Here is a 20,858-nt window from a genome sequence, read left to right as displayed (position 1 = left end):
ATTTCTCTATATATTAAGATAAAGCAGTTAAGATAAACCTAACGTGTCACAGTGAAACAGGAATAAAACGATGATTTCTAAATGGGCTTTTCGCTTTAATCAAATGGCGGAACTAGTAGCTTCATGGAGTAAAGATCCCTCCACTCAGGTTGGAGCGGTGATCACAAAAAACAACCGAATCGTTTCTGTTGGCTTTAATGGCTATCCTCACGGTATTTCAGACCGTGCAGATATAGATGAACGTGAAATGAAGTACCTCAAAACATTACATGCTGAAGAAAATGCCATTTTGTTTGCTAAGCGCGATCTCGACGGTTGCGATATTTTCGTTACTCATTTCCCTTGCCCAAACTGCGCAGCCAAAATTATTCAGACCGGAATATCAAGCGTCTATTGCCCAGAACAAACGCCCGACTTTCTGTCGCGCTGGGGTGATAAAGTTAAGGTAAGCGAAGAGATGTTTATTGAAGCAGATGTCAAAGTACATTGGTTACCAACTGAAGAAATCTTATCCCATCAATAAAGCATAGTTAAATGAAATAACCCGCTTTATGTATGCGGGTTATTTTTATTATCCAATTTCAACTTCAACGTCAGAATGAACAGTGGTAGAACATGCAAGAACATAGCCATTTTCTATATCTTCATCACTGAGTGTTTCTCGGCTTCGTCGTTCAATGTCACCCGACACAACCTTACACTTACACGAACCACACATTCCACTACGACAAGCGATAATAATAGGCAAGCCAGACTCTTCGAGTTTATCTGCCAATGTTGCTCCTGCTTCAATTTCAGCTTCGATGCCAAAACCGGGCACATTTAAGCTAAACGACTCTCCACTGGCTTCTCCTGATTCGTCGCTTTGCTCTGGTTGATTAAAGCTCTCTTGATAGAACATCGACATATCAACGCCTAATTCAGATGAATACTGCTCTACATCATTCATAAATGTTGCGGGGCCACAAGTGAAAACTGAACGAGAAGCAATATCTGGACATAGTGACTCAAGCCACTCTCGACTGAGGCGTCCCACCGCAAACCCAAGTTCATTCTCTTCTTTAAGCAAAAGTTTTAGCTTAAATTGATCATGCGTTGCCGCCAGCATTTGCAATTCTTCAAAATAAATAGTGTTTTCAGGATTGCGAGCAATATGAATAAACTCAATATCCACGTTACCATCGAGTAACCATTGCTTAGCCATTGACATCACTGGAGTGATTCCACATCCAGCAGAGATCAATACGACCTTGTTCTCATGATGACAATCGCGTGAATTAAATTGTCCTTGAGGTGCAAGCACTTTAACTTCGGCCGTTGCCGATAACGTATCGACAATATGGTTAGAAACTAATCCATTTTCAACTCGCTTAACCGTAAAACATAATGAACCAGAGTGAGGCAATGAACTGATCGAGTAAGCCCTATAATGGTACTGCCCATCAATTTCAAAGCCTAAACTCGCAAACTGCCCCGGTTTAAAATCGATGGGTTCTGGGCTTTCTGTAGTTTGTAATTCGAAACTGACTGAATCGGGGGTTTCCTGCCATACATCACTACAGTGGAATTCTAGCGGTACACTTTGTGACCACATCATCGTTTTTCTCCCAAATAAAATTGGCCCTGATAATCAGGGCCAAGCATTGCGTGATAACTTACGCGGCTAAGATTGTTTTCAGATCTTCGTCAACAGTAGAAATACTGCGCATATCAAATTCTTTCTCTAATATTTCCATTAGATTTTCTGTTAGGAATGCCGGTGCTGTCGGACCGGTATAGATTCCTTTTACACCAAGAGCTAATAGAGTAAGTAAGATAACGATCGCTTTTTGCTCAAACCATGAAAGCACAAGTGTTAGTGGCAAGTCGTTAACACCACAGTCAAATTCTTTTGCCAATGCTAAAGCCAATTGAATGGCAGAGTAAGCATCATTACATTGGCCGACATCGAGGAGACGAGGAATGCCATTGATGTCGCCATAATTATTTTTATTAAAGCGATATTTACCGCATGCCAACGTTAAGATTAAGCTATCTTCTGGTGTCTTATTCGCAAACTCAGTGTAATAACTGCGTTCTGCTTTATCACCATCACAGCCACCAACAAGGAAGAAATGCTTAATGTTGCCTTGCTTAACTTGATCAATCACGGCAGGAGCAGCTTGCATCAGAGCATTGCGCCCAAATCCAATTGTGATCATTTGCTCTAACTCATCGTGTTTAAAACCTTCTAAGCTCAGCGCCGAAGCAATCACCTCAGAAAAATCATCTCCTTCGATATGAGATACGCCAGGCCAACCCACAATGCTGCGCGTGAACATACGATCGCCATATTGTCCTGTGTTAGGGTTTAATAGGCAGTTAGATGTCATCACAATAGGGCCAGGGAAGTTAGCAAATTCCTTCTGTTGATTCTGCCACGCACTACCATAGTTACCCACTAGATGCTTATATTGCTTAAGTTTTGGATAGGAGTGGGCAGGAAGCATTTCACCATTGGTATAAACATTAATGCCTTTGCCTTCGGTTTGCTGAAGGATTTTCTCTAAATCATGTAAATCATGTCCAGAGACTAAAATACATTTTCCCTTAACAGCTTTAACATTAACCGTCGTCGGCTCTGGATGTCCGAAGCTCTCAGTTTCTCCTAGATCAAGCAGCTCCATAATACGGAAATTCATCAAACCAATTTGCATTGCACAATCTAACAACGGTTTTGCATCAGTAGGATCACTTCCCAACCAACCCATGATTTGATGGTACTCGCCATATACTGCTTCATCAGTCTGACCCAATACAAGTGCATGCTCCATATAGGCAGCAGCACCTTTCAAACCATATAAACAAAGCAGGCGTAAGCCCATGATATCTTCATCAACCAAATCTTTACCGCGGTTTACCGCAGCTTGAGGTGCCAGTGAAAGTATTTGAGAATCATCTTCAGGAAGGTCAAATTGAGCCGCAGCTGTCAACGGTGGAAGTTCTTTATTCTCTAGCGCAAATGCAGCTCTCACTTTTTGTTCTAATGAACGTCGAAATGCATTTGATTGCTGTGCGAATTCAGTGACACGTTGCGGATCAAAGTTAACGTTAGTTAATGTTGAAAAGAAGGCTTTTGGAGACCATTGATCGATCTCACTATCAATGATACCTACCTGACGACCGAGTTCAGCCCAAAACGATACACCTTGTAGGGAATATACTAATATATCTTGTAGATCAGAGACTTCTGCTGTTTTACCACACATACCTTGCGCGAATGAGCAGCCTTTTGCTACAGGCGTGTCCATTGTTTGTTCACATTGAATACAAAACATTTTTTAGCTCCAGTTATTATTATGCTGTGCGTGAGAACGCGTTTCTTTAAAGTAAACATTGCACGTCTCATGCCAACATCTAACACACTGAAAAGTAAGAGTTATATTCTATTTACATACTATTAACAAGGTCATTTAAACCTAAATCTCTTATAAAAAATACACAATAGTGTCTAAATGACTACTACGTAGTAACAATTACACGACACGCCAACCCTAGTAATACCAAACCAGACAACTGATCAATCAGTTTCGATTTTGCCTTCATCTTTTGAAATACATGAGGATTGGACACCAAAAGTGTAATCATCGTATACCACAATCCATCCACTGCAACTGGGGTAATGACAAGTATCACTTGGCTAAAAAGTTCGTGCCCTACTCCAACAAATTGGCTAAATAATGCGGTAAAAAAAAGCGCTATCTTTGGGTTTAGAATTGAAATCATAAACCCTTCTCGAGCAGACACCGTTAATCGGACCGTTTCCTGGCTCTCTAATTGGTCAGCCACTCCACCACTAGAGCGAATCGCCTTCCACCCTAAGTAAGCTAAGTAAGCCGCTCCAGCGTAACTGATTGATAAAAATAGCCAGTGCACCTTGTGAAGTAATATAGAGAGCCCTAACAATGATAAACATGCATAAATTCCAATGCCTAATGCGTGTGCCCAAGCTGTTGCAAGACCATTTAGCTTTCCTCCCGCCAGCGAATGCTTTAACACCATTGCCAAACTAGGCCCTGGAGACATAGCCCCCAATAAACAAACAACAAAGAGAGAAAACCATATTGAAACTGTCATGAATCATTCCTTAGTACATCCCGGGGCATAAGCATCGAAGTGAGTCGTGTATTTTGCCAAGTAGACTAAATATTTAAAATAAATACTGCAGCCCTATTTTTGTCTCGTGTATTATAGAGCCCGAACAATATGCAACCAAGAAATTATCAATAATTCAGGTGAATCTGTGGCCCAAGAACTAAAAAAAGAAATTTCTCTCGTGTCGGGAATTTCCCAACTTTCGACGACATTAATGGGAACAGGGCTTTTTATGATTCCTGCTATAGCAACCGGAATTGCAGGACAATACACACTCTGGGCTTGGCTATTTCTTTTTATTGCGGTTTCCCCTATTGCATTAACTTTTGCACAATTAGGTAAACAGTTTCCCAGTGCAGGAGGAACATCTCACTTCGTACGTCTCGCATTTAATGAACGGTTAGAGCATGCCGTTGCTTGGTTATTTGTCAGTGTAATCCCTGTTGGCATACCTGCTGCCGTAGTACTCGCCAGTGGTTTTTCTTCGCAGCTTTTACCAGAACCGTTGAACATACCGTGGATAGCTCAAAGTATCACAATAATACTTCTCACCATTGTTAATCTACTCGGAACGAAATCCAGTGGTCGTCTTCAATCACTAATAGCGCTTAGTGTCTTTGCCTTAGTTATTGCATTAGTATGGAAAGCCGATATAGGTAGTGTGGATATCTCATTGCCTGACTTTGACCAGAACCAATTCCCCGCAATCGCTTCTGCACTTGGGGTTATGTTTTGGTGCTTTGTCGGTATTGAAGCCTTTGCTCACATGGGAGAGGAATTTAAAAATCCACAACGAGATTTCCCAATCGCGATATTGGTAGGATGTCTAATCGCGGGAGTAACCTATTATGCCTGCTCTGTTGTTGTCTATAAATTAGGAGCATACGGCAGTAATGAATTTGATAACGCTTCAATCCCTTGGATAAGTGAGCACCTATTTGGCGCTCGATTTTCTGCAGTAATCAGTATTGTTGGGTTTTTCGCGTGTTTTGCGAGTATTAATCTATATGTCCAAAGTTTTGCACGAATGATTTGGGCGCAAGCACGGCAGTATCGTAGCCAAAGTCGCATTGCTAAAGTGTCAAGACGAGGCGTTCCAGTAAACGCAACTCTCGCGGTAATCATCACTATATTCATCTCGATGACATTAGGCGAAGTCACTGACTTAGATTTAGCATTTTTCCTGAAACTCGCGAATGGGATTTTTGTTCTGGTATATTGGCTTGCAATGCTAGCGGCTTACCGACTACTTGAAGGAAAACCGAAACTCTTAGCCGCTGTGTCATTAGCCTTATGCAGTGTTGTTATCTTTTGTTTAGGCTGGGCAATGCTGTACGCAGTCATAATATTCTTGTGTCTGAGTCAACCATGGTCCAAACACACCAATGAAAAACTGGCCTAAGGGATGTTTTAGGCCAGTTTCGTATCCAAATCCTTAAAAAACTACGATTGTGAGACCTGTTTAGGTTTTGAATGTTTGTCGAACAATGAGACTTCTTTGTAACGTAAACCAACATTTCCCAAAATCAGCATCGTTGCACCAAGAATTTGATACCAGTTTAATGACATATCAAGTGCCACCCAGTTTATCACCGCCGCAAAAACTGGAAACGTCATTTCAACCAATGTTGCATGTTGAGCACGAATACGTCCTAAGCCACGATAATATAGCCACATACCAACTAAACCACTTAGCAAAGCCATTCCTACAATCCAACTAATATCACTCGTTGGAATTCTGTTCACATTTACGTTCATCGAAACTGCAAACACAGAAAGTACCATTAACCCAGATAGGAAACGCCCCGAAAGATTCGCATTCGCAGGCACTTTATTGTTTGCTAAATACTTACCACAGACGGTTGCACAACCCCACGCAAACACTGCCAGCAACGTAAAACCGTAACCCAAGAAAATCGATTGAATGTCGTTGCTATAGTGAAGTGAAGTGGCACTTAGACCAGAAATATCCGGCCAAATCATAACCAAACTGCCCAAGAAAATAACACCTGCCCATTGAATGAAGCGTCTCTCTACCAGCTCTTTTAAAAATAGATAAGCCATAACAACAGCCACTATTGGCTGAAGTTTTTGCAATAGAATCACAACAGTTGGGTTTATGTATCGAAAGGCTTCGGTAAATGCGAGCGTACCAATAGCAGACCCAACTCCCCCAATAAAAAATAGGGCGAAATATGACTTGGTCGACAAATGGAACAAAACGCTTCGATTTCGCCAGATCAAAGGCAAAGTCACGAGCGCGAGTGTTATGTGTTCAAGAAGAACGATTTGTAAAGTGCTATAGCCTTGTTCTAATAAAGGGTAGCGAATAAGCGTGTCTAACGCCCATGTTAGGCAAGCTAACATAATAAAGAATGTACCTGTCATCTTTTTAATCTCCTACAAAGATGCACAGGGGTGATGATTGAATGGCCAAACGAACGTCACTCACTGATACTGACTCATCAGAATAAGAAGCTTCTTACCTAAAAAGTTTGGTAACACAGGTGATCACTCAGGTAGATCCACCGAAATGGATCACTAAGTTGTATTGGTCGATCTTCTTTCATCCGGACTATAACCGTCGGCTCTGGAATTTAACCAGATCTGCTGTCCTTATTCTTAACCGAATAAGCGCTCGCGGGCTTGCTTAGTTCTTAGCACTTAGCTTACCGCCGGTGGGGAGTTCCGCCCCGCCCTGAAGTTCGAAAAATAGTATATTTTGTATTCTCATACCCTCCTGTACAGCAAACTGTATAAGGGCAGTATGAAACGCGTTATTTATAGCTTAAATAACATCAATGTTGTAGTAATAAATGCTTCAGAAAATGAATTGTGAATAACTCATTCTTCTAACAATAATTTTCAACTTAGCAATATGAAATAATTAAAATAATAAATTCAAATAGATAGGAACAAACTATTTTACTTATACCTAATATAACTCCATTTCACCCGCCAGCTACTCATCAAACTATTAGCCACTAACTTGATCTAATACAAAGTCGCGGAATACCTTATTCGCCCTTGATAGGTAGCTATCATGGCGCCATGCTAAACTGAGATCGACTGAAAATGATTTCTCAAAAGGACGAGTTACAATGCTATCATCAGCTTGAATTGCAACTTTCCACATTGGCGAAACCGCATAACCCTGACGAATAATTGACTTAATCAACGGTAATAAATTACTGCTAAACGCCACCTTTGGAGCTAAATTAACTTCTCTACTTATCCGTTCAATTAATATGTGATGATAATAACCTTTTCGGAACAAGACCAACTCATGCGAAAGAAAATCATGGTAGCTAATCACCTCTTTTTCCGCTAACGGATGGTCGGCGGCCATGCAGACCACCATTTCTTCACGAATCAATTTTCCACTGGCTAATTCTGGAGTTAAATCTTTGTCCGCAACAACACCTAGTTCAACGGTTCCCGCCAACAACAGGTCGCGAATATTACGCGTTCCCGTATCCGTGACATTGATGTTTAATCCGGGGTATTGATGCTTAAATGCCATTAATAACGGAGGGAAATAGTAAGAACCCAGCACACTAGGCACGCAAATTTCGACTTCTCCAGTGTCCAATCCCTCTAAAGCTTGCATTGCCAATTTCGCGTCCTTTGCTTGACACAAAACTCGCCGAGCATGTTCGGTAAATTGAGTCCCAGCGGTCGTAATACTGACACCGCGTTCACGACGATGAAAGAGGTCAACTTTAAGCTCGGCTTCCAGCTTTTTAATGCTGGTACTAACCGCGGGCTGAGCTAAATTGAGTTGCCTTGCTGCCGCTGAGATCGATCCTGTTTCAACGACTGCAATAAAGTGTTTTAGCTGTCTTAATTCCATCTATCCCTCACCTATCTAACATCGAATCTCTTAACCAATTTGGCACGTATCGCATTCACTCCATTGCTAACTATACCTATAGTTTATATTTATGGAATTAATAAAAACAACATATTTTATTTATCATCATTAACTGGTTACTCTTATTGCATATCTATTTATTACTAACTGAATTTTTCAACCAACTTACTAGTAGCGAAAACGAAACAGTGAAAAAATTAACCCACTATAGCCGCATTATTACCGCAATCTGCCTTTCTTCAGTTGTAACATTCGCAAATATCTATTGGCTACAACCGTTACTCCCTGTCATCCAGCAAGAATTTAATATTGAACCATTGTCTGCTAACTTAGCGATGTCAGCGCCATTGTTAGGAATGGGTATCGGTTTACTCTTTTTCGCAAGCTGGTCAGATGCTATTGGCCGCTGTCGGATCCTAATAGGTGGTATCGCTCTTGGAATACTTGTTTCATTACTTTTACCCTTTGTCCATGACTACTCCTTGTTCTTAATTTTACGTTTTGCTCAAGGCTTATTGCTGGCAGCTTGCCCGGCGGTCGCCGTTCCTCTATTGGGAGATGAACTAAGAAAAAGTTGGCTTCCATCAGCCGTTGGGTTTTACATTGCTTCTAATACTCTAGGCGGCATTTGTAGTCGACTGATTGGGGGAGTTACAGCGGAACATCTCGGTGGCTGGCAGTCAGCAGGTTGGATAATAGCGGGCATCACATCACTATGTTTTATGGTTATTGTTTGGTTATTACCCAACCAGAAACATTTCACCCCAATAAAATTCCATTTAAAGCCTAGTGTTCAAGCCTTCGGGCAGCATTTAGCTCGACCTCAATTATTGCTTATTTATCTGATGATTGGTCTTACGTTTGGATGTTTCGTCAACCTTTCTAACTATCTCATGATGATATTGGAAGAAGCGCCCTACCATATGACAAGTGATCTTCGCAGTATGATGTTCTTAACCTTGCTAGGAGGCACCACAAGTTCATCGCTAGTAGGGAAATTTACAAAAAATCATTCTCTAATTTCAGGCGTTGTAACAGGAATAGCCGTTATGTTTGCTGCGAATTTACTGATGACTGGAGGACAGATTCAGCTGCTCATTATCGGAATGATTCTCACGTCAGTTGGGTTCTTTTTCTGTCATGCCCAGGCAAGTACTTTAGTGGGCAAAAGTGTGAAGAAGGCAAAAGGAAGTGCCCAAGCTCTTTATAGTCTTTTCTACTATAGTGGTGCTAGCTTAGGTGTATTTGTAATAGAGCCACTCTATCAGCTTTGGGGCTGGCAAGGTGTATTAAGTAGTATGCGAGTTGCACTTGGGTTAGCTTGTCTACTTATGTTTATCTATTATATTCTTACAAAAAAACAACTTAAAAAGAACACAGAACAAACACAAATTTCATATTAAAACAACTAGATACATTCTTACATAAAACAAACAAAAAAAGAACAGAACTCACACACAGGTCGATTGCTCAAACGAAGAACGAAGTGTTATTTTTATTAATAGTACACGGATGTATATTGGCTAAGTCGATATACTTTCGACGTTTGACTTTTTTTACAATTGCAGTCGAATGAGCCTAAGAAAAAATATGATCGCATTTATTGCCCTTAAAACAATTTATGCTATTGTTAATAAGAGAGTGAAATAGAGTAAAAACTATTTCATTTTTTGTAGGTATCATGATTGCTAATAACGTGATGCTTTTCATGTATATAAATTGTAGAAAATGGCAAAACTGTCGAAAGGCAGTGACGCAAAGTCTCCGGTCCGACGGTGAGTTAACCAGGATAGCGGGATTACCTCAAAAATTGAAGAGCGTTTTAGTAGTCTGATTGACCTAGTGTTAATTTCAAATTAGTAATTCGCAACATTTGCGGTGCGTCATGCCATCTCTAAAGTCATATCTTGGAGATAGTATGAACATATTTAAAAACATATGCTTAAAGAGTATTTGTTACCTTTCATTATTTACCGCATCGATAGCATCTAGTGTTGTCCTTGCAGACTCTTCTGTTAATTTTAATGGTGTCGACTCCTACGTTGAAATGACGCCTTGGGAACCAACTGGAAGTTATGAGATCGTTGCACAATTTAGCGACCTATCGTTCGATTCCCAAAATAGAGTGTTCATTACCTCCAGCTCTCAAGATAGAGAATATGTTTCTATCTTTCCTAAATCGGTGCAAACCCAATTCGGATCAAATTACCCTGGTATTTGGGGGAAATTCGATTTTGAAAGCACCAAATACGTAAAGATTCGTGTTAAACAAGGTAGCCTTTATGCTTCTGATGGTGTAAATGAAAGTACCATTTATAACTCTAGTATTTCTCCGTCATCTGCTGATTTCGACTATTTATTCCGTAGAAATAGCGTATATTCGGCAGCCGGATTAGAATCGATTACGTTTTCTGATTTAAACAACTCTTCCAATGACCGTACCATTACGTTTGATGATAACGGTCAAGCTGTTGTTACATCAACAGATAACTCATCTGCATACACCGTAAACGTTAATGCATCCGATGCTACTGTTACGAGTGGTTCAACTTCAACGAACAATTCAGCGTCAACTGATGAAATGTCATTAGTCGAATTCAATGGGTCAAATTCCTATATCGAAATGACACCTTGGGTACCAACAGGTAGCTATAAGGTAATGGCATGGATTGATGGCGTCTCAAGTAATAAGACAGATAGCGTTTATCTTGCTTCAGACTCTAATACCAACGAATTTATAAGTTACTTCCCTAGCTCTTTTCAATCTAAGCTCGATTCAACATGGTCCGGCGTTTGGGGAACTATGGATTTTGCTGAAACTGGATATATTGAAGTCACTGTAAACTATGGCTCAGTAACAGCATCAGATGGTAAAACCACAGAAACAGCATACAACAGTAACATCACACCAACCGCAACGAGTTTTGACCGTATATTCCGCCGAGCAAGCAGCTACTCAGAAGGAAGCTTACTTGCTATAGCATTTATTGATTTAAATAACGACGACAATTATCGAGCTATAACATTTGATTCTAGTGGTGAGCCAGTAGTGACTTCTGCGTCAAGTGTTGATGTAACTATTGAAGGGACGGTCTCAGCTATTGAAACCGACAGCGACGATCTCACTGATGAACAGTCTGCTGCTTTAACTAAGTTATCAGCCTCTTACTCACTTAGCCTAACTTCGAGTAGCAATAGTACTGATACAACGACTTCAAATACTGACTCAACAACTTCAGACAATGCAAGCAGTGATGATGTTTCGATAGAAACGAGTTCTACGACTCAATTCAACGGTACCAATTCATACATCGAAATGACACCTTGGGTACCAACTGGTAACTACAAAGTGATGGCATGGCTCGACGATGTATCAAGCAATAGCCAAGATAGAGTGTTCCTCGCTTCAGACTCTAACACCGATGAATTCATAAGCTATTACCCTAAATCAGTTCAGACAAAACTTAGTTCAACTTGGTCTGGAATCTGGGGGAAAATGGATTTCGCTACAACTGGATATATTGAAATCTCTGTTAATTACGGGTCAATGAGTGCGTCTGACGGGACAACTGAAAAAACGGTTTACAACAGTAATATCTCTCCAACTTCTACGAGTTTTGATCGTATATTCCGCCGAGCTTCTACTTACTCAAAAGGAAGCTTAACTGCTATCGCATTTATTGATTTAAATGACGACGAGAATTATAGAGTCATCACGTTTGATTCTAGTGGTGAGCCAGTTGTCACTTCCACTTCTAACGTTGATATCAGTTTAGAAGGTTCAACGACTTCAACATCAACCAGTAATACTCTAACCGATCAGCAGACTGCTGCATTAGAGAGGCTAGAAACAGAATACTCTATTGGGGTTTCTACTAGTGATACGTCTAGTAACACAACTTCAAGTGATTCAAGCAACAACACTACTAATAACAATACAACTGATAGCGTCTCAACCGACTCAGATAACTCAACATCAACGAATACTGTTTCAACGTCAAATGATGGCGACAATAATGGTATTGAGTTTGATGGTGTTAATATCTATGCGCAAATGACAAAATGGGTACCAACTGGTGAACACCGCGTTGTCGCTTGGTTAGAACCAACAACAAGCACGGAAGGTTACCTTGTATCGAATTCATCATCTGGTGGAGATTATATTTCATTTACAAAGAATACGGTTACTGTAAGCATTGATTACGTAAAATACACCGCATCAGGTATAAACATTACGAATACTGACTTCTTAGAAGTAACCATTAAATATGGTTCGATTACCATTTCCGATGGTGACAATGAATCTACAACGTCAAACAGCAAAATAAACCCTAGGAATATTTCCTATGATAGGTTATTCCGCAAAGACAATACATTTTCAAAAGGAATCTTACAATCAATCGCATTTGTTGACGTCAATACAACAACAAATGGTCGTACGATAGCATTCGATGAATATGGCTCTACTCGAGTGATCTCTGACGATAACGCAACCGTGACTCTATACAATGTGAACAGCTCTGATATCGTCACTGGATTAAGCGTACCTGATCCTGAATTCACTTCAACTTCAGCAGTGGAACTTGGTCAGTCAATTATCGACCGATACAATGGGCTACCTTATGTTAATGATAACCTAGATGACTTAGGTGGTAACGATTACGCGTGGCAAGCACACTATTGGTTGAGAACCTATATTAACTTATACAAAATGACCGACGACACTAAATATATTGATTGGGCGGTTGAACTGACTGAATCTATGTTTAGCAACACCGATGAGAAAAGAGCGGAAAGAAAAGGTTTAACGAGAAACAGTTATACAATAGCGCCAAAATACTATTTGAATAACACCAATAAATTTGTTCCTGGATGGTCACGCTATTCTAGAACGGAATCCTTGGTACTTACTGATGGTATGATTCTTAGCCCAATTATGCGACTTGTTGATGTTATCAAAACTGATAAATTATACAGTTATTACAGCGACGCGGACGAATTCATGAGCCGAAGTGTAGAAATCGTAGACTCACATGAATCAGCTTGGAGCGAAACTAAACAGAGCGCTATAGCGGGTAGTTGGTACTTCGTTAACATTCGCAACTCAAATTACGGTGATTCAGGGTTGTACTCTAACCCACTAGGCTATAACCATTCATTAGCTATGGGGACGGCTCTAATTTATCTCGATAAATGGTTAGGTGGTGTCGACGACTATAAAAATAAAATTGAGAAGCTAGAAACATTCTTCGAAACACACATGACATTTGAAAACGATGGAACGTGTGAATGGAACTACTCATGGGCAAGTAATGGCGTTGTTAAAGTTGAAGATACTAACCATGGTCATATAGATGTTGGGTTCTTTGCTACGTCATACAAAGAAGGCTATTTAAACAATGAGAACATTCCGAAATGTATGGCCGCAACAGTGGTAAATAAAATACTAATAGGCCCAGGTGTAGCATCTTATCAAGTTGATGGTAGCGGAGTTGATGATGACGGCAGTCAGCACACAGTGAACTATGACTATAGAGATCTTGCTACTTTTGAACCATCAATCATCGAACGTGCAAACAATAATGCTCGTCAGTTTGTTAACCCAACATGGTCTCGCGAATACTTAGCGCTTTCGGAGGCTCTACTTGACGACAATTAAACGCACACAATAAACATGTGCTAACTTAACTACCGATATTATTCGTTCACTTTGAATCTTATATTTCCCCCAATATAGATTTATTGTGAGCGAATATTCATTTTTGTGACCTTTAGACTTCCCCCCTCACGTTCCGACTATCATCGCTTATAAAAAGCACTTTCTCCCCTATCGGCACTCATACGGATGACAATTTAGCTAGAATGGAATAGTTTGGTCAGAGTAAATGGCTGGCATTTCATAAGGCATGAAATCACCTTGAATATCGTGTTACCAACCAAGTTGCTAATGAAGTTATCTTTGAAAAGAGGAATCGAGTGTGCCTATACCCTATCTGAGAGCAGCGGGAACGCGAAGTTTATAAAGTGGAGAAGGTACCTTCTCACTAGTAACGTAGAGGTATTGTCCAGATTGGTCGAACCCTATTGCCTCAGCTTGTTTCATATTGGGTAACTCAATTTCGATAGGAGGTTTGGAGAAAATGCCGTCCCAAGGGTTTTCACTCGAATTTTGATATAGATATACGCCTTCATAAGTCAAAATAGCAAGGTTTTTACCGTCGGCAGATATATCCATTGCAGTAGGCCTATTTCCGTAATTAAAAAGCCTAACAAACGAAAAGCCTTTACCCGAGGCATCTGGAATCGGATAAATTTCACCAAGATCCGTAGCCACCATCTTGCCATTTGCAACTAGCGGAAGTTCAAAAAGTTTCGGGACATCGTCTCGTTTAGTCAACAACATTATTCTTTCACGTTGAACATCTACGGCGACTGCTTCGCTGTCATGCGATCCATCAGGATAACTAAATTCAATATGCCAGGTAGGCTCGATCACAATGTCTGTTTTTGCTCTATAGCTCAAATCAGGCTCTGGAATGATATAGATGTTGTAGCTAGTCCACTCTTCATCATTGTCTCCAACATCTGCAACTAACAAATAAGGTTTACCCTTGAATGTGAAAGAAGCCAAATCTTCCCAATCGCGATTCTCAACACCCGCTAAAGTAATAGAGGTCCGAAGTTCACCTTCCGTTGTTACGGCATAAATAGTATTGGCATTCCCACTGTCATTGTTTAACCAAAGTAATTGCTCATCAATACGGGAAACGGCTATACCGCTTGCTTCGGACAGGCGATGATCATCAATTTGAAAACGAGAATTAACATTGGAAGCATGGACGTTGCTGACCAGTAAATAACTTCCCGAAATGGCGACACACGAGATACCTAGCAAAGCCATCGATTTAATTAACGAAGCGCGATGAAATGTCATATTGAGACTAAAGCTCTAGTAATGATAACTGCATATCTTATTGGCTAATCAATGAGCTATCTGTTCATAGGTATCTGACTAAACTAACAAATTTTTCATCATATTGCTCTAATATTTACAAAATCCACTCATAATGTAAGCTCTAGATCTTAAACTAATGCTTACGCAACATGATCAACGGCAAATATCACTTTGCTACAACACCCAGTCTCTATAACTTCGTAAATACCCAAGCTACTTAAGCAATAATCACCAGAACCAATGATCGCTAGAATATGGAGCATTAATTATTCGTTCCACGATTACCAACAGGTTCTATCAATAATCATCGCTAGTTAAAAGACACGATCCAGCTCCGGGTAACCTTCCACCGAACTTGTTCAATTTTGAGAATGAGCCAAATTGTATCGCTCTCGTATTGACCAAAACTGTTTTAAAATGTTATCAAAATGTAGGTTATATATTAATAAAAAAAACAATCAGTATTTCTGGTTAAAAGGAAAAGTATGAATATTTTAAGCACTCTTTTACAAAGCGGACTTGATGAAAATCTGATTAGTTCGATTGCCGAGAAAACAGGTATCGATGCAGGTTCTTTACCTTCTCTTATCTCAGAGGTGGCACCACAACTGCTAGAGGGCGCGAAAGCGAATCTTGCTGGTGAAGGGGATTCTTCTGATTTAATTAGCATGATTTCAAATACGAGTTTAGATGATGTCGTCAGCAATCCATCAAGCCTTCTCGATATGGATACATCTGGCATGATTGGTCAGTTATTCTCATCTGGCAATCAAGATGAAGTCGTTAATGCCATGAGTGAAAAGAGTGGTTTCGATGCGTCTTCTATCTCTGCTTTGTTGCCGATGCTTGCGCCTGTAGTTATGGGTGCATTAAACAAACAAACAAACTTGGGTGACACCGACACTTCGGATACCAACGGAGTCACGTCAATGTTAACAAATATGTTAGACCAAGATGGCGATGGATCGGTAGCCGATGATCTATTAGGCATGGCGAAAAAATTCTTTTAAGTAATGAAAAACATAATATACCGTCTGTATATGTAAATTAAGGAATAAAGAATGATCATTAAATTGAAAAAAAGTGATGCAAAAGAACCGTTTACTTTCGCTTTCTTGAACACGGAAGGAAAAACGATTGTAAAAAGCGAAAGCTACTCAAAAAAAGCCAGTGCTAAAAACGGTATCGAATCTGTGATTAAAAACTGCGCTGTTGATGCGCGCTATGAATTTAAAGAATCAAAAAATGGTAAAGCATTCTTCAACGTGAAAGCGACCAATGGTCAAGTTGTGGGTACCAGTGCTTTGTTTGCTTCTGAAGCTGAAAGAGATGCAGCCATTGCTGAACTCAAAGCCGATAGTGCAAAAGCTGAAATTGTAGAAGAGTAAAATATTCTTCGAGATAAAGAGTGAATATCTTCCGGGTATTCACTCTTTTTATTCCCTTCCGTAAAAATCATCCCAAAAAGGTCGCTCATGAATAGTGCAATTGATTATGAAAAATTAAAGCTATTTTATATCGGAAAAGAAACTACCAACGATGATAGCCATATTCCACTGGTGTATAAAAATAAAGATCTTAGAACACATGCTGCGATTATCGGCATGACTGGAAGTGGTAAAACGGGGTTGGGAATTTCTCTTCTTGAAGAGGCGGCGATTGATAATATTCCATCAATCATCATCGATCCTAAAGGAGATATGGGAAACCTGCTTCTCACCTTCCCAGAGTTGAAAGCAGACGACTTTAAACCGTGGGTTTCTGAGCAGGACGCGACCAATAACGGAGTAAGCTTAGATGAGCAGGCACAAAATACAGCCGACATGTGGAAAAACGGAATTGAAGGCGATTTCCAAAGTGCGCAAAGAGTTGAAAAGCTAAAAAACAGTGCCGACTATACCATCTATACCCCAGGCAGCACTGCAGGGGTTCAGATTTCAATCCTATCGTCGTTTAAATGCCCTTCTAAAGAAGTGTTAGAAGACAATGATCTACTTGTCTCTGTTATCAATTCAACGGTGTCATCGATATTGTCTTTAATCGGTGAGAAAAACGATGCGTCTTCAAAACAAAGCATCTTAATTTCGTCAATTTTTATGAATTATTACTCTCAAGGTAAAGACTTAAACCTTGAAGAGCTTATATCTTTGATTGTTACCCCACCCTTCGCCAAAGTGGGAATTTTTGATTTAGAAACTTTCTTTGCTCAGGCAGACCGTCTCAAACTCGCATTAAAGCTCAATACCATTATTGCAAATCCGGCGTTTAAGACATGGATAGAAGGCGAATCATTGGATATCTCGAACCTTCTATACGATAAAAATGGTAAAGCAAAAGTCTCTATTTTCTCGATTGCGCATTTAGATGATACTCAGCGCATGTTTTTTGTTTCTTTGCTATTGAATCAAATGGTCTCTTGGATGAGGCGACAGGAAGGCACTTCATCACTCAAAGCTCTGCTGTATATGGATGAGATCTTCGGTTATTTTCCACCGAGTGCGAATCCGCCTACAAAGCAACCAATGCTTACTTTATTGAAGCAGGCTCGATCGTTCGGCATAGGAATCATCCTATCAACGCAGAACCCAGTCGACATCGACTATAAAGGGCTTTCAAACATCGGAACGTGGTTTATTGGGCGGCTGCAAACCAAACAAGATAAAGAAAAAGTCATCGATGGCTTAAGCAGTGCAAATGAAGGAGCTATAGATAAAAGTGAATTGTTTGATTTACTCTCAAACCTAGAAAAACGTTCCTTTATTCTCAAGAATATTAATCAAGATGGAATTAAAGTCTTTAAAACGCGTTGGGCGCTATCTTACCTTAAAGGGCCAATATCTAAGGATGATATCAAAACACTGATGGCGCAAAAAAAGGCTGAGAGAGTCTCGGCTCAAAGGTCAGCTACACCAGATACCAAACCATCAGCTGTCCATAAAGTTCCAAGTGAAAATCACAACGCCAAGCCTGTTATTTCAAACAGCTTAGAGCAAAAATACACATACCTTTCGCAGAGTGAGCATTACTATTTACAGCCCTACTTGCTCTTATCTTGTGATGTCCAATTCGTAAACAGCTCGAAAGGTATCGATAAAAAAGAGCACCATGCCTACAAACTCTACCTTGATGAAAGTATGTCTGATATCGATTATGAAGACAGAGAAATCATTGAGAGCATTGAATTCGAAGGAAAACAGCGATTAGGTTCGTCATTCTATGGAGTACCCACGTTTGTTCAAAATGAGAGAGAGATAAAATCCATAGTTAAAAGCTTTAGCGATTATCTATATCGAAATCGCAAAATGACTTTGTATAAAAATCGATCGTTGAAGCTTATTTCAAAACAAGATGAATCTCTCGCCGATTTTAAAATTCGCATGCAAGACAAACTCAATGAGCTTATTGATGAAAGTATTGAAAAGCTCCAAGTAAAATATAAGAAGCTTGATGACTCATTAGACAAGAAGCTCGATAAACTCAATGATAAGCTCGAGAAAGAAGAGTTACAGGCCCGTGCAACGACCACTAATACACTTCTCTCGATCGGCAGTTCATTACTCGGTGCTTTCTTTGGTAAATCAGTTGTGAATAAAACCAATATTGGCAAAGTCGCTACAAGTGCTCGTGGCGCAAGTCGAGTTATCAAGGAACGAAATGATATTAAATATGTCGAAGAAGACATCGCTGAAATAACCACTCAAATTAGTGAACTCGAAGACAAACTTAAAATCGATATTGAAGCGATCAACAACAAATATGTATTGGAGAACTATGAACTTGAGGAAGTCATTGTTAAGCCAAGAAGAAGCGATATATTTAATGTCAAAATAGCGTTGTTGTGGCAAGAACAATAAAACGAACAGTGAACATTCAATTACAAAATAAAAGCATAAGCGATTGATTTTAATATTAAATAAATCATTCATCGGAGTGCGGCTTTCGGTATAAGTTGTACTCCGCTTTCAGTCCTAATACCCTCTCAAACTTTTTTAAAATTAATGTAACAACCGATAACTTTAACCTTGTTATGACAAAATATTTACTTTATTGTCTCAATATTATAACAACTCATCGCGATTTTCTAATTTAGGGTTTTCGCATGGCCAAAACTGCTTATTCATATAATCGAACCGCAAAAGCACTGCATTGGTTATCCGCATTGTGTGTGATCAGTTTATTTATTTTAGGCTGGTGGATGGTTGATCTCACTTACTACAGTCAGTGGTATCAGATTGCACCGATATGGCACAAGTCTATCGGATTTTTCTTATGCATTGCCACGGTATTTCGTTTTATCTGGAAGATGACAACAACGTCACCAAAACCAGAAGGAAAGAGATGGGAAGTTACACTCGCTAAGCTTGTTCATGGCTGCCTTTACCTTCTGCTATTTGCTCTATTTATTAGTGGATATCTAATTTCTACCGCAGATGGACGCCCCATTGAAATATTTAATTGGTTCGCGATTCCTGGTTTGGGATCATTTATCGAAAACCAAGAAGTTATTGCAGGAGATATCCACTATTACCTTGCTTACTCGTTGATTAGTTTAGCTTTGCTTCACGCACTCGCTGCGCTAAAACATCACTTTATCAACAAAGATAATACGCTTAAAAAAATGCTATAAAACAGAGGACACATAATGAAAAATTTACTTCTAAGTACCGCGTTAAGTTCAATTTTAGCAGTGCCTATGTTTGCTAACGCTGCTGATTACATCATTGATACCGCAGGTGCACATGCTTCAATTAACTTTAAAGTAAGCCATTTAGGTTTCAGTGTAATTCAAGGTCGTTTTAATACATTTGATGGCGAATTTAGCTACGATGAAAACAACGTAGAAGCATCAAAGGTAATGGTGAATATCGATACAACAAGCCTTGATTCAAACCATGCTGAACGCGATAAGCATCTGAAAAGTGACGACTATATCGATGCTGGTAAATTCTCAACGGCAACATTTGTCAGTACAAAAGTCTCCAAAAAAGACGATAGCAATCTTGCAATCATGGGTGATTTAACCCTTCACGGAATGACCAAGCCCGTGACTATTGACGCAAAATTAATCGGTGCAGGCGATGATCCTTGGGGCAACCGTCGCGCTGGATTTGAAGGTACAACTCGTATAGAGCTTGCTGATTTTGGCATAAAAGCGTCCGGTGCCTCAAGCTATGTCGACTTGGATCTTTACGTTGAAGGTATCCAAAAGAAATAATTGGTTGAAACGAGCATTTAGCTTCTTTTGTAGCGATACTTGTCGGTCATAAGATCAATGATTGTGAGACCACTAGTATCGCTTACTCTATACAAATTCATACTACCTCAATCTCATTAGATTTTTTCGATGCTTTACCCTCCCATTCAACCACAATAGATTTAGACTTCACCTTGTGTGTGATACCAACCAAATATCAGGTTGACAAATGCATACTCCATGAGTTGAATAACGTATGTACTCTTACTCTGGTGAACCAAAAAACGAGAGAATTCCCGAGAAATAGGAACCGAGCTATGGATATAACAGAGTTTAATAGTTTCTGTCAGATGTTTGTTGCAACCAGCCATGTCGTACAATGGAACAACGCTGAAGTTTGGAAAGTCGGAGGAAAGGTTTTTGCCATTGGTTTTACATCAAAAATTGGCGAGCCCGCTTATACATTTAAAGTATCAAACCTAAACTACGACTTTCTCAGTGATGAAGATGGATATCAGCCAGCTCCTTACTTTGCTAGTAGAGGGATGAAATGGATTCAACAAACAGAAACATCAGGCCCACTAGACGATGATTTAAAATACTACCTTTCAGAATCTTATAGAATTGTAGCCAGTGGTTTGAGTAAAAAGAAACGATCTGAATTGGGTATCGATATTACGCCTAATAAGAGTTAGCAGAAC

The 20,858-nt window shown here is 39.8% G+C and carries 17 protein-coding genes and 2 riboswitches; of the genes, 10 read left to right on the top strand and 7 right to left on the bottom strand.

Features of this window, described 5'->3' with window-relative positions; translation table 11 throughout:
• Nucleotides 1-70: 70 nt before the first annotated feature.
• Entirely contained in the window at nt 71-523 is a 453-nt protein-coding gene (locus ACWU4D_RS09625; RefSeq protein WP_456051206.1) for a dCMP deaminase family protein, read from the top strand.
• 48 nt (nt 524-571) lie between these two features.
• Here the strand turns inward: ACWU4D_RS09625 and ACWU4D_RS09620 are convergent, their stop codons facing one another.
• The 3 genes from ACWU4D_RS09620 to ACWU4D_RS09610 all read right to left on the bottom strand — a co-directional run bounded on the left by ACWU4D_RS09620 (nt 572) and on the right by ACWU4D_RS09610 (nt 4,116).
• Nucleotides 572-1,597, bottom strand: coding sequence for a 2Fe-2S iron-sulfur cluster-binding protein (locus ACWU4D_RS09620; protein ID WP_456051205.1), 1,026 nt, complete (start codon nt 1,595-1,597; stop codon nt 572-574).
• Between the two features lie 58 nt (nt 1,598-1,655).
• On the bottom strand, nt 1,656-3,317 hold the full coding sequence (gene hcp, locus ACWU4D_RS09615; RefSeq protein WP_456051204.1) for a hydroxylamine reductase: 1,662 nt from the start codon (nt 3,315-3,317) through the stop codon (nt 1,656-1,658).
• 184 nt (nt 3,318-3,501) lie between these two features.
• On the bottom strand, nt 3,502-4,116 hold the full coding sequence (locus ACWU4D_RS09610; protein ID WP_456051203.1) for a LysE family translocator: 615 nt from the start codon (nt 4,114-4,116) through the stop codon (nt 3,502-3,504).
• Between the two features lie 166 nt (nt 4,117-4,282).
• Here ACWU4D_RS09610 and yjeH point away from each other — a divergent pair, with 166 nt between their 5' ends.
• Nucleotides 4,283-5,536 (top strand): L-methionine/branched-chain amino acid transporter, encoded by a 1,254-nt coding sequence (gene yjeH / locus ACWU4D_RS09605; protein WP_456051202.1) that lies wholly within the window; start codon nt 4,283-4,285, stop codon nt 5,534-5,536.
• A gap of 41 nt (nt 5,537-5,577) precedes the next feature.
• On the opposite strand, the gene ACWU4D_RS09600 is transcribed toward yjeH, so the two are convergent.
• Together ACWU4D_RS09600 and ACWU4D_RS09595 are read right to left on the bottom strand one after the other, a co-directional pair.
• A complete protein-coding gene (locus ACWU4D_RS09600) occupies nt 5,578-6,522 on the bottom strand; it encodes a DMT family transporter (RefSeq protein ID WP_456051201.1) in 945 nt (314 codons plus the stop codon).
• A 166-nt stretch (nt 6,523-6,688) separates the two neighbouring features.
• Nucleotides 6,689-6,844, bottom strand: a riboswitch (FMN riboswitch).
• 267 nt (nt 6,845-7,111) lie between these two features.
• A complete protein-coding gene (locus ACWU4D_RS09595; protein WP_456051200.1) occupies nt 7,112-7,987 on the bottom strand; it encodes a LysR family transcriptional regulator in 876 nt (291 codons plus the stop codon).
• Nucleotides 7,988-8,196: 209 nt separating this feature from the next.
• On the opposite strand from ACWU4D_RS09595, the gene ACWU4D_RS09590 reads away from it, so the two are divergent.
• Nucleotides 8,197-9,411 carry an MFS transporter gene (locus ACWU4D_RS09590; RefSeq protein WP_456051199.1) on the top strand — a complete coding sequence of 405 codons (1,215 nt, stop codon included), beginning with the start codon at nt 8,197-8,199 and terminating at the stop codon, nt 9,409-9,411.
• 317 nt (nt 9,412-9,728) lie between these two features.
• A riboswitch (cyclic di-GMP riboswitch) is annotated at nt 9,729-9,814 on the top strand.
• A gap of 112 nt (nt 9,815-9,926) precedes the next feature.
• Nucleotides 9,927-13,667: a hypothetical protein gene (locus tag ACWU4D_RS09585; protein ID WP_456051198.1), complete on the top strand. Its 3,741-nt coding sequence runs from the start codon at nt 9,927-9,929 to the stop codon at nt 13,665-13,667.
• Between the two features lie 330 nt (nt 13,668-13,997).
• Here ACWU4D_RS09585 and ACWU4D_RS09580 read toward each other — a convergent pair whose 3' ends face one another.
• Nucleotides 13,998-14,942 (bottom strand): hypothetical protein, encoded by a 945-nt coding sequence (locus ACWU4D_RS09580; protein WP_456051197.1) that lies wholly within the window; start codon nt 14,940-14,942, stop codon nt 13,998-14,000.
• Nucleotides 14,943-15,103: 161 nt separating this feature from the next.
• Complete coding sequence (locus tag ACWU4D_RS09575) at nt 15,104-15,226, bottom strand: hypothetical protein (RefSeq protein ID WP_456051196.1); 123 nt, start codon at nt 15,224-15,226, stop codon at nt 15,104-15,106.
• A gap of 222 nt (nt 15,227-15,448) precedes the next feature.
• Here ACWU4D_RS09575 and ACWU4D_RS09570 point away from each other — a divergent pair, with 222 nt between their 5' ends.
• The 6 genes from ACWU4D_RS09570 to ACWU4D_RS09545 all read left to right on the top strand — a co-directional run bounded on the left by ACWU4D_RS09570 (nt 15,449) and on the right by ACWU4D_RS09545 (nt 20,852).
• Nucleotides 15,449-15,973: a DUF937 domain-containing protein gene (locus tag ACWU4D_RS09570; protein ID WP_456051195.1), complete on the top strand. Its 525-nt coding sequence runs from the start codon at nt 15,449-15,451 to the stop codon at nt 15,971-15,973.
• A 51-nt stretch (nt 15,974-16,024) separates the two neighbouring features.
• Complete coding sequence (locus ACWU4D_RS09565) at nt 16,025-16,351, top strand: YegP family protein (RefSeq protein ID WP_456051194.1); 327 nt, start codon at nt 16,025-16,027, stop codon at nt 16,349-16,351.
• Between the two features lie 87 nt (nt 16,352-16,438).
• The gene (locus ACWU4D_RS09560) at nt 16,439-18,817 is read left to right on the top strand and encodes a helicase HerA domain-containing protein (RefSeq protein WP_456051193.1); all 2,379 of its coding nucleotides are present in this window, start codon (nt 16,439-16,441) and stop codon (nt 18,815-18,817) included.
• Between the two features lie 245 nt (nt 18,818-19,062).
• Nucleotides 19,063-19,590 (top strand): cytochrome b, encoded by a 528-nt coding sequence (locus ACWU4D_RS09555; protein WP_456051192.1) that lies wholly within the window; start codon nt 19,063-19,065, stop codon nt 19,588-19,590.
• Between the two features lie 15 nt (nt 19,591-19,605).
• Nucleotides 19,606-20,178, top strand: a complete 573-nt coding sequence (locus ACWU4D_RS09550; RefSeq protein WP_456051191.1) for a YceI family protein — start codon at nt 19,606-19,608, stop codon at nt 20,176-20,178.
• Nucleotides 20,179-20,474: 296 nt separating this feature from the next.
• Nucleotides 20,475-20,852, top strand: a complete 378-nt coding sequence (locus tag ACWU4D_RS09545; protein WP_456051190.1) for an MmcQ/YjbR family DNA-binding protein — start codon at nt 20,475-20,477, stop codon at nt 20,850-20,852.
• The last annotated feature ends 6 nt before the right edge of the window (nt 20,853-20,858 follow it).

This window comes from Vibrio phycocola, assembly GCF_053850235.1.
The sequence above is the reverse complement of the archived record's forward strand: the minus strand, read 5'-3'. Positions and strand labels throughout refer to the sequence as shown.

Excerpts from the sequence above, each read along its gene's own strand:
- ACWU4D_RS09625 (WP_456051206.1), top strand. The coding sequence starts at position 71 with ATGATTTCTAAATGGGCTTTTCGCTTTAATCAAATGGCGGAACTAGTA.
- ACWU4D_RS09620 (WP_456051205.1), bottom strand. The coding sequence starts at position 1,597 with ATGATGTGGTCACAAAGTGTACCGCTAGAATTCCACTGTAGTGATGTA.
- hcp (WP_456051204.1), bottom strand. The coding sequence starts at position 3,317 with ATGTTTTGTATTCAATGTGAACAAACAATGGACACGCCTGTAGCAAAA.
- ACWU4D_RS09610 (WP_456051203.1), bottom strand. The coding sequence starts at position 4,116 with ATGACAGTTTCAATATGGTTTTCTCTCTTTGTTGTTTGTTTATTGGGG.
- ACWU4D_RS09600 (WP_456051201.1), bottom strand. The coding sequence starts at position 6,522 with ATGACAGGTACATTCTTTATTATGTTAGCTTGCCTAACATGGGCGTTA.
- ACWU4D_RS09595 (WP_456051200.1), bottom strand. The coding sequence starts at position 7,987 with ATGGAATTAAGACAGCTAAAACACTTTATTGCAGTCGTTGAAACAGGA.
- ACWU4D_RS09585 (WP_456051198.1), top strand. The coding sequence starts at position 9,927 with ATGAACATATTTAAAAACATATGCTTAAAGAGTATTTGTTACCTTTCA.
- ACWU4D_RS09580 (WP_456051197.1), bottom strand. The coding sequence starts at position 14,942 with ATGACATTTCATCGCGCTTCGTTAATTAAATCGATGGCTTTGCTAGGT.
- ACWU4D_RS09575 (WP_456051196.1), bottom strand. The coding sequence starts at position 15,226 with ATGCTCCATATTCTAGCGATCATTGGTTCTGGTGATTATTGCTTAAGT.
- ACWU4D_RS09570 (WP_456051195.1), top strand. The coding sequence starts at position 15,449 with ATGAATATTTTAAGCACTCTTTTACAAAGCGGACTTGATGAAAATCTG.
- ACWU4D_RS09565 (WP_456051194.1), top strand. The coding sequence starts at position 16,025 with ATGATCATTAAATTGAAAAAAAGTGATGCAAAAGAACCGTTTACTTTC.
- ACWU4D_RS09560 (WP_456051193.1), top strand. The coding sequence starts at position 16,439 with ATGAATAGTGCAATTGATTATGAAAAATTAAAGCTATTTTATATCGGA.
- ACWU4D_RS09555 (WP_456051192.1), top strand. The coding sequence starts at position 19,063 with ATGGCCAAAACTGCTTATTCATATAATCGAACCGCAAAAGCACTGCAT.
- ACWU4D_RS09550 (WP_456051191.1), top strand. The coding sequence starts at position 19,606 with ATGAAAAATTTACTTCTAAGTACCGCGTTAAGTTCAATTTTAGCAGTG.
- ACWU4D_RS09545 (WP_456051190.1), top strand. The coding sequence starts at position 20,475 with ATGGATATAACAGAGTTTAATAGTTTCTGTCAGATGTTTGTTGCAACC.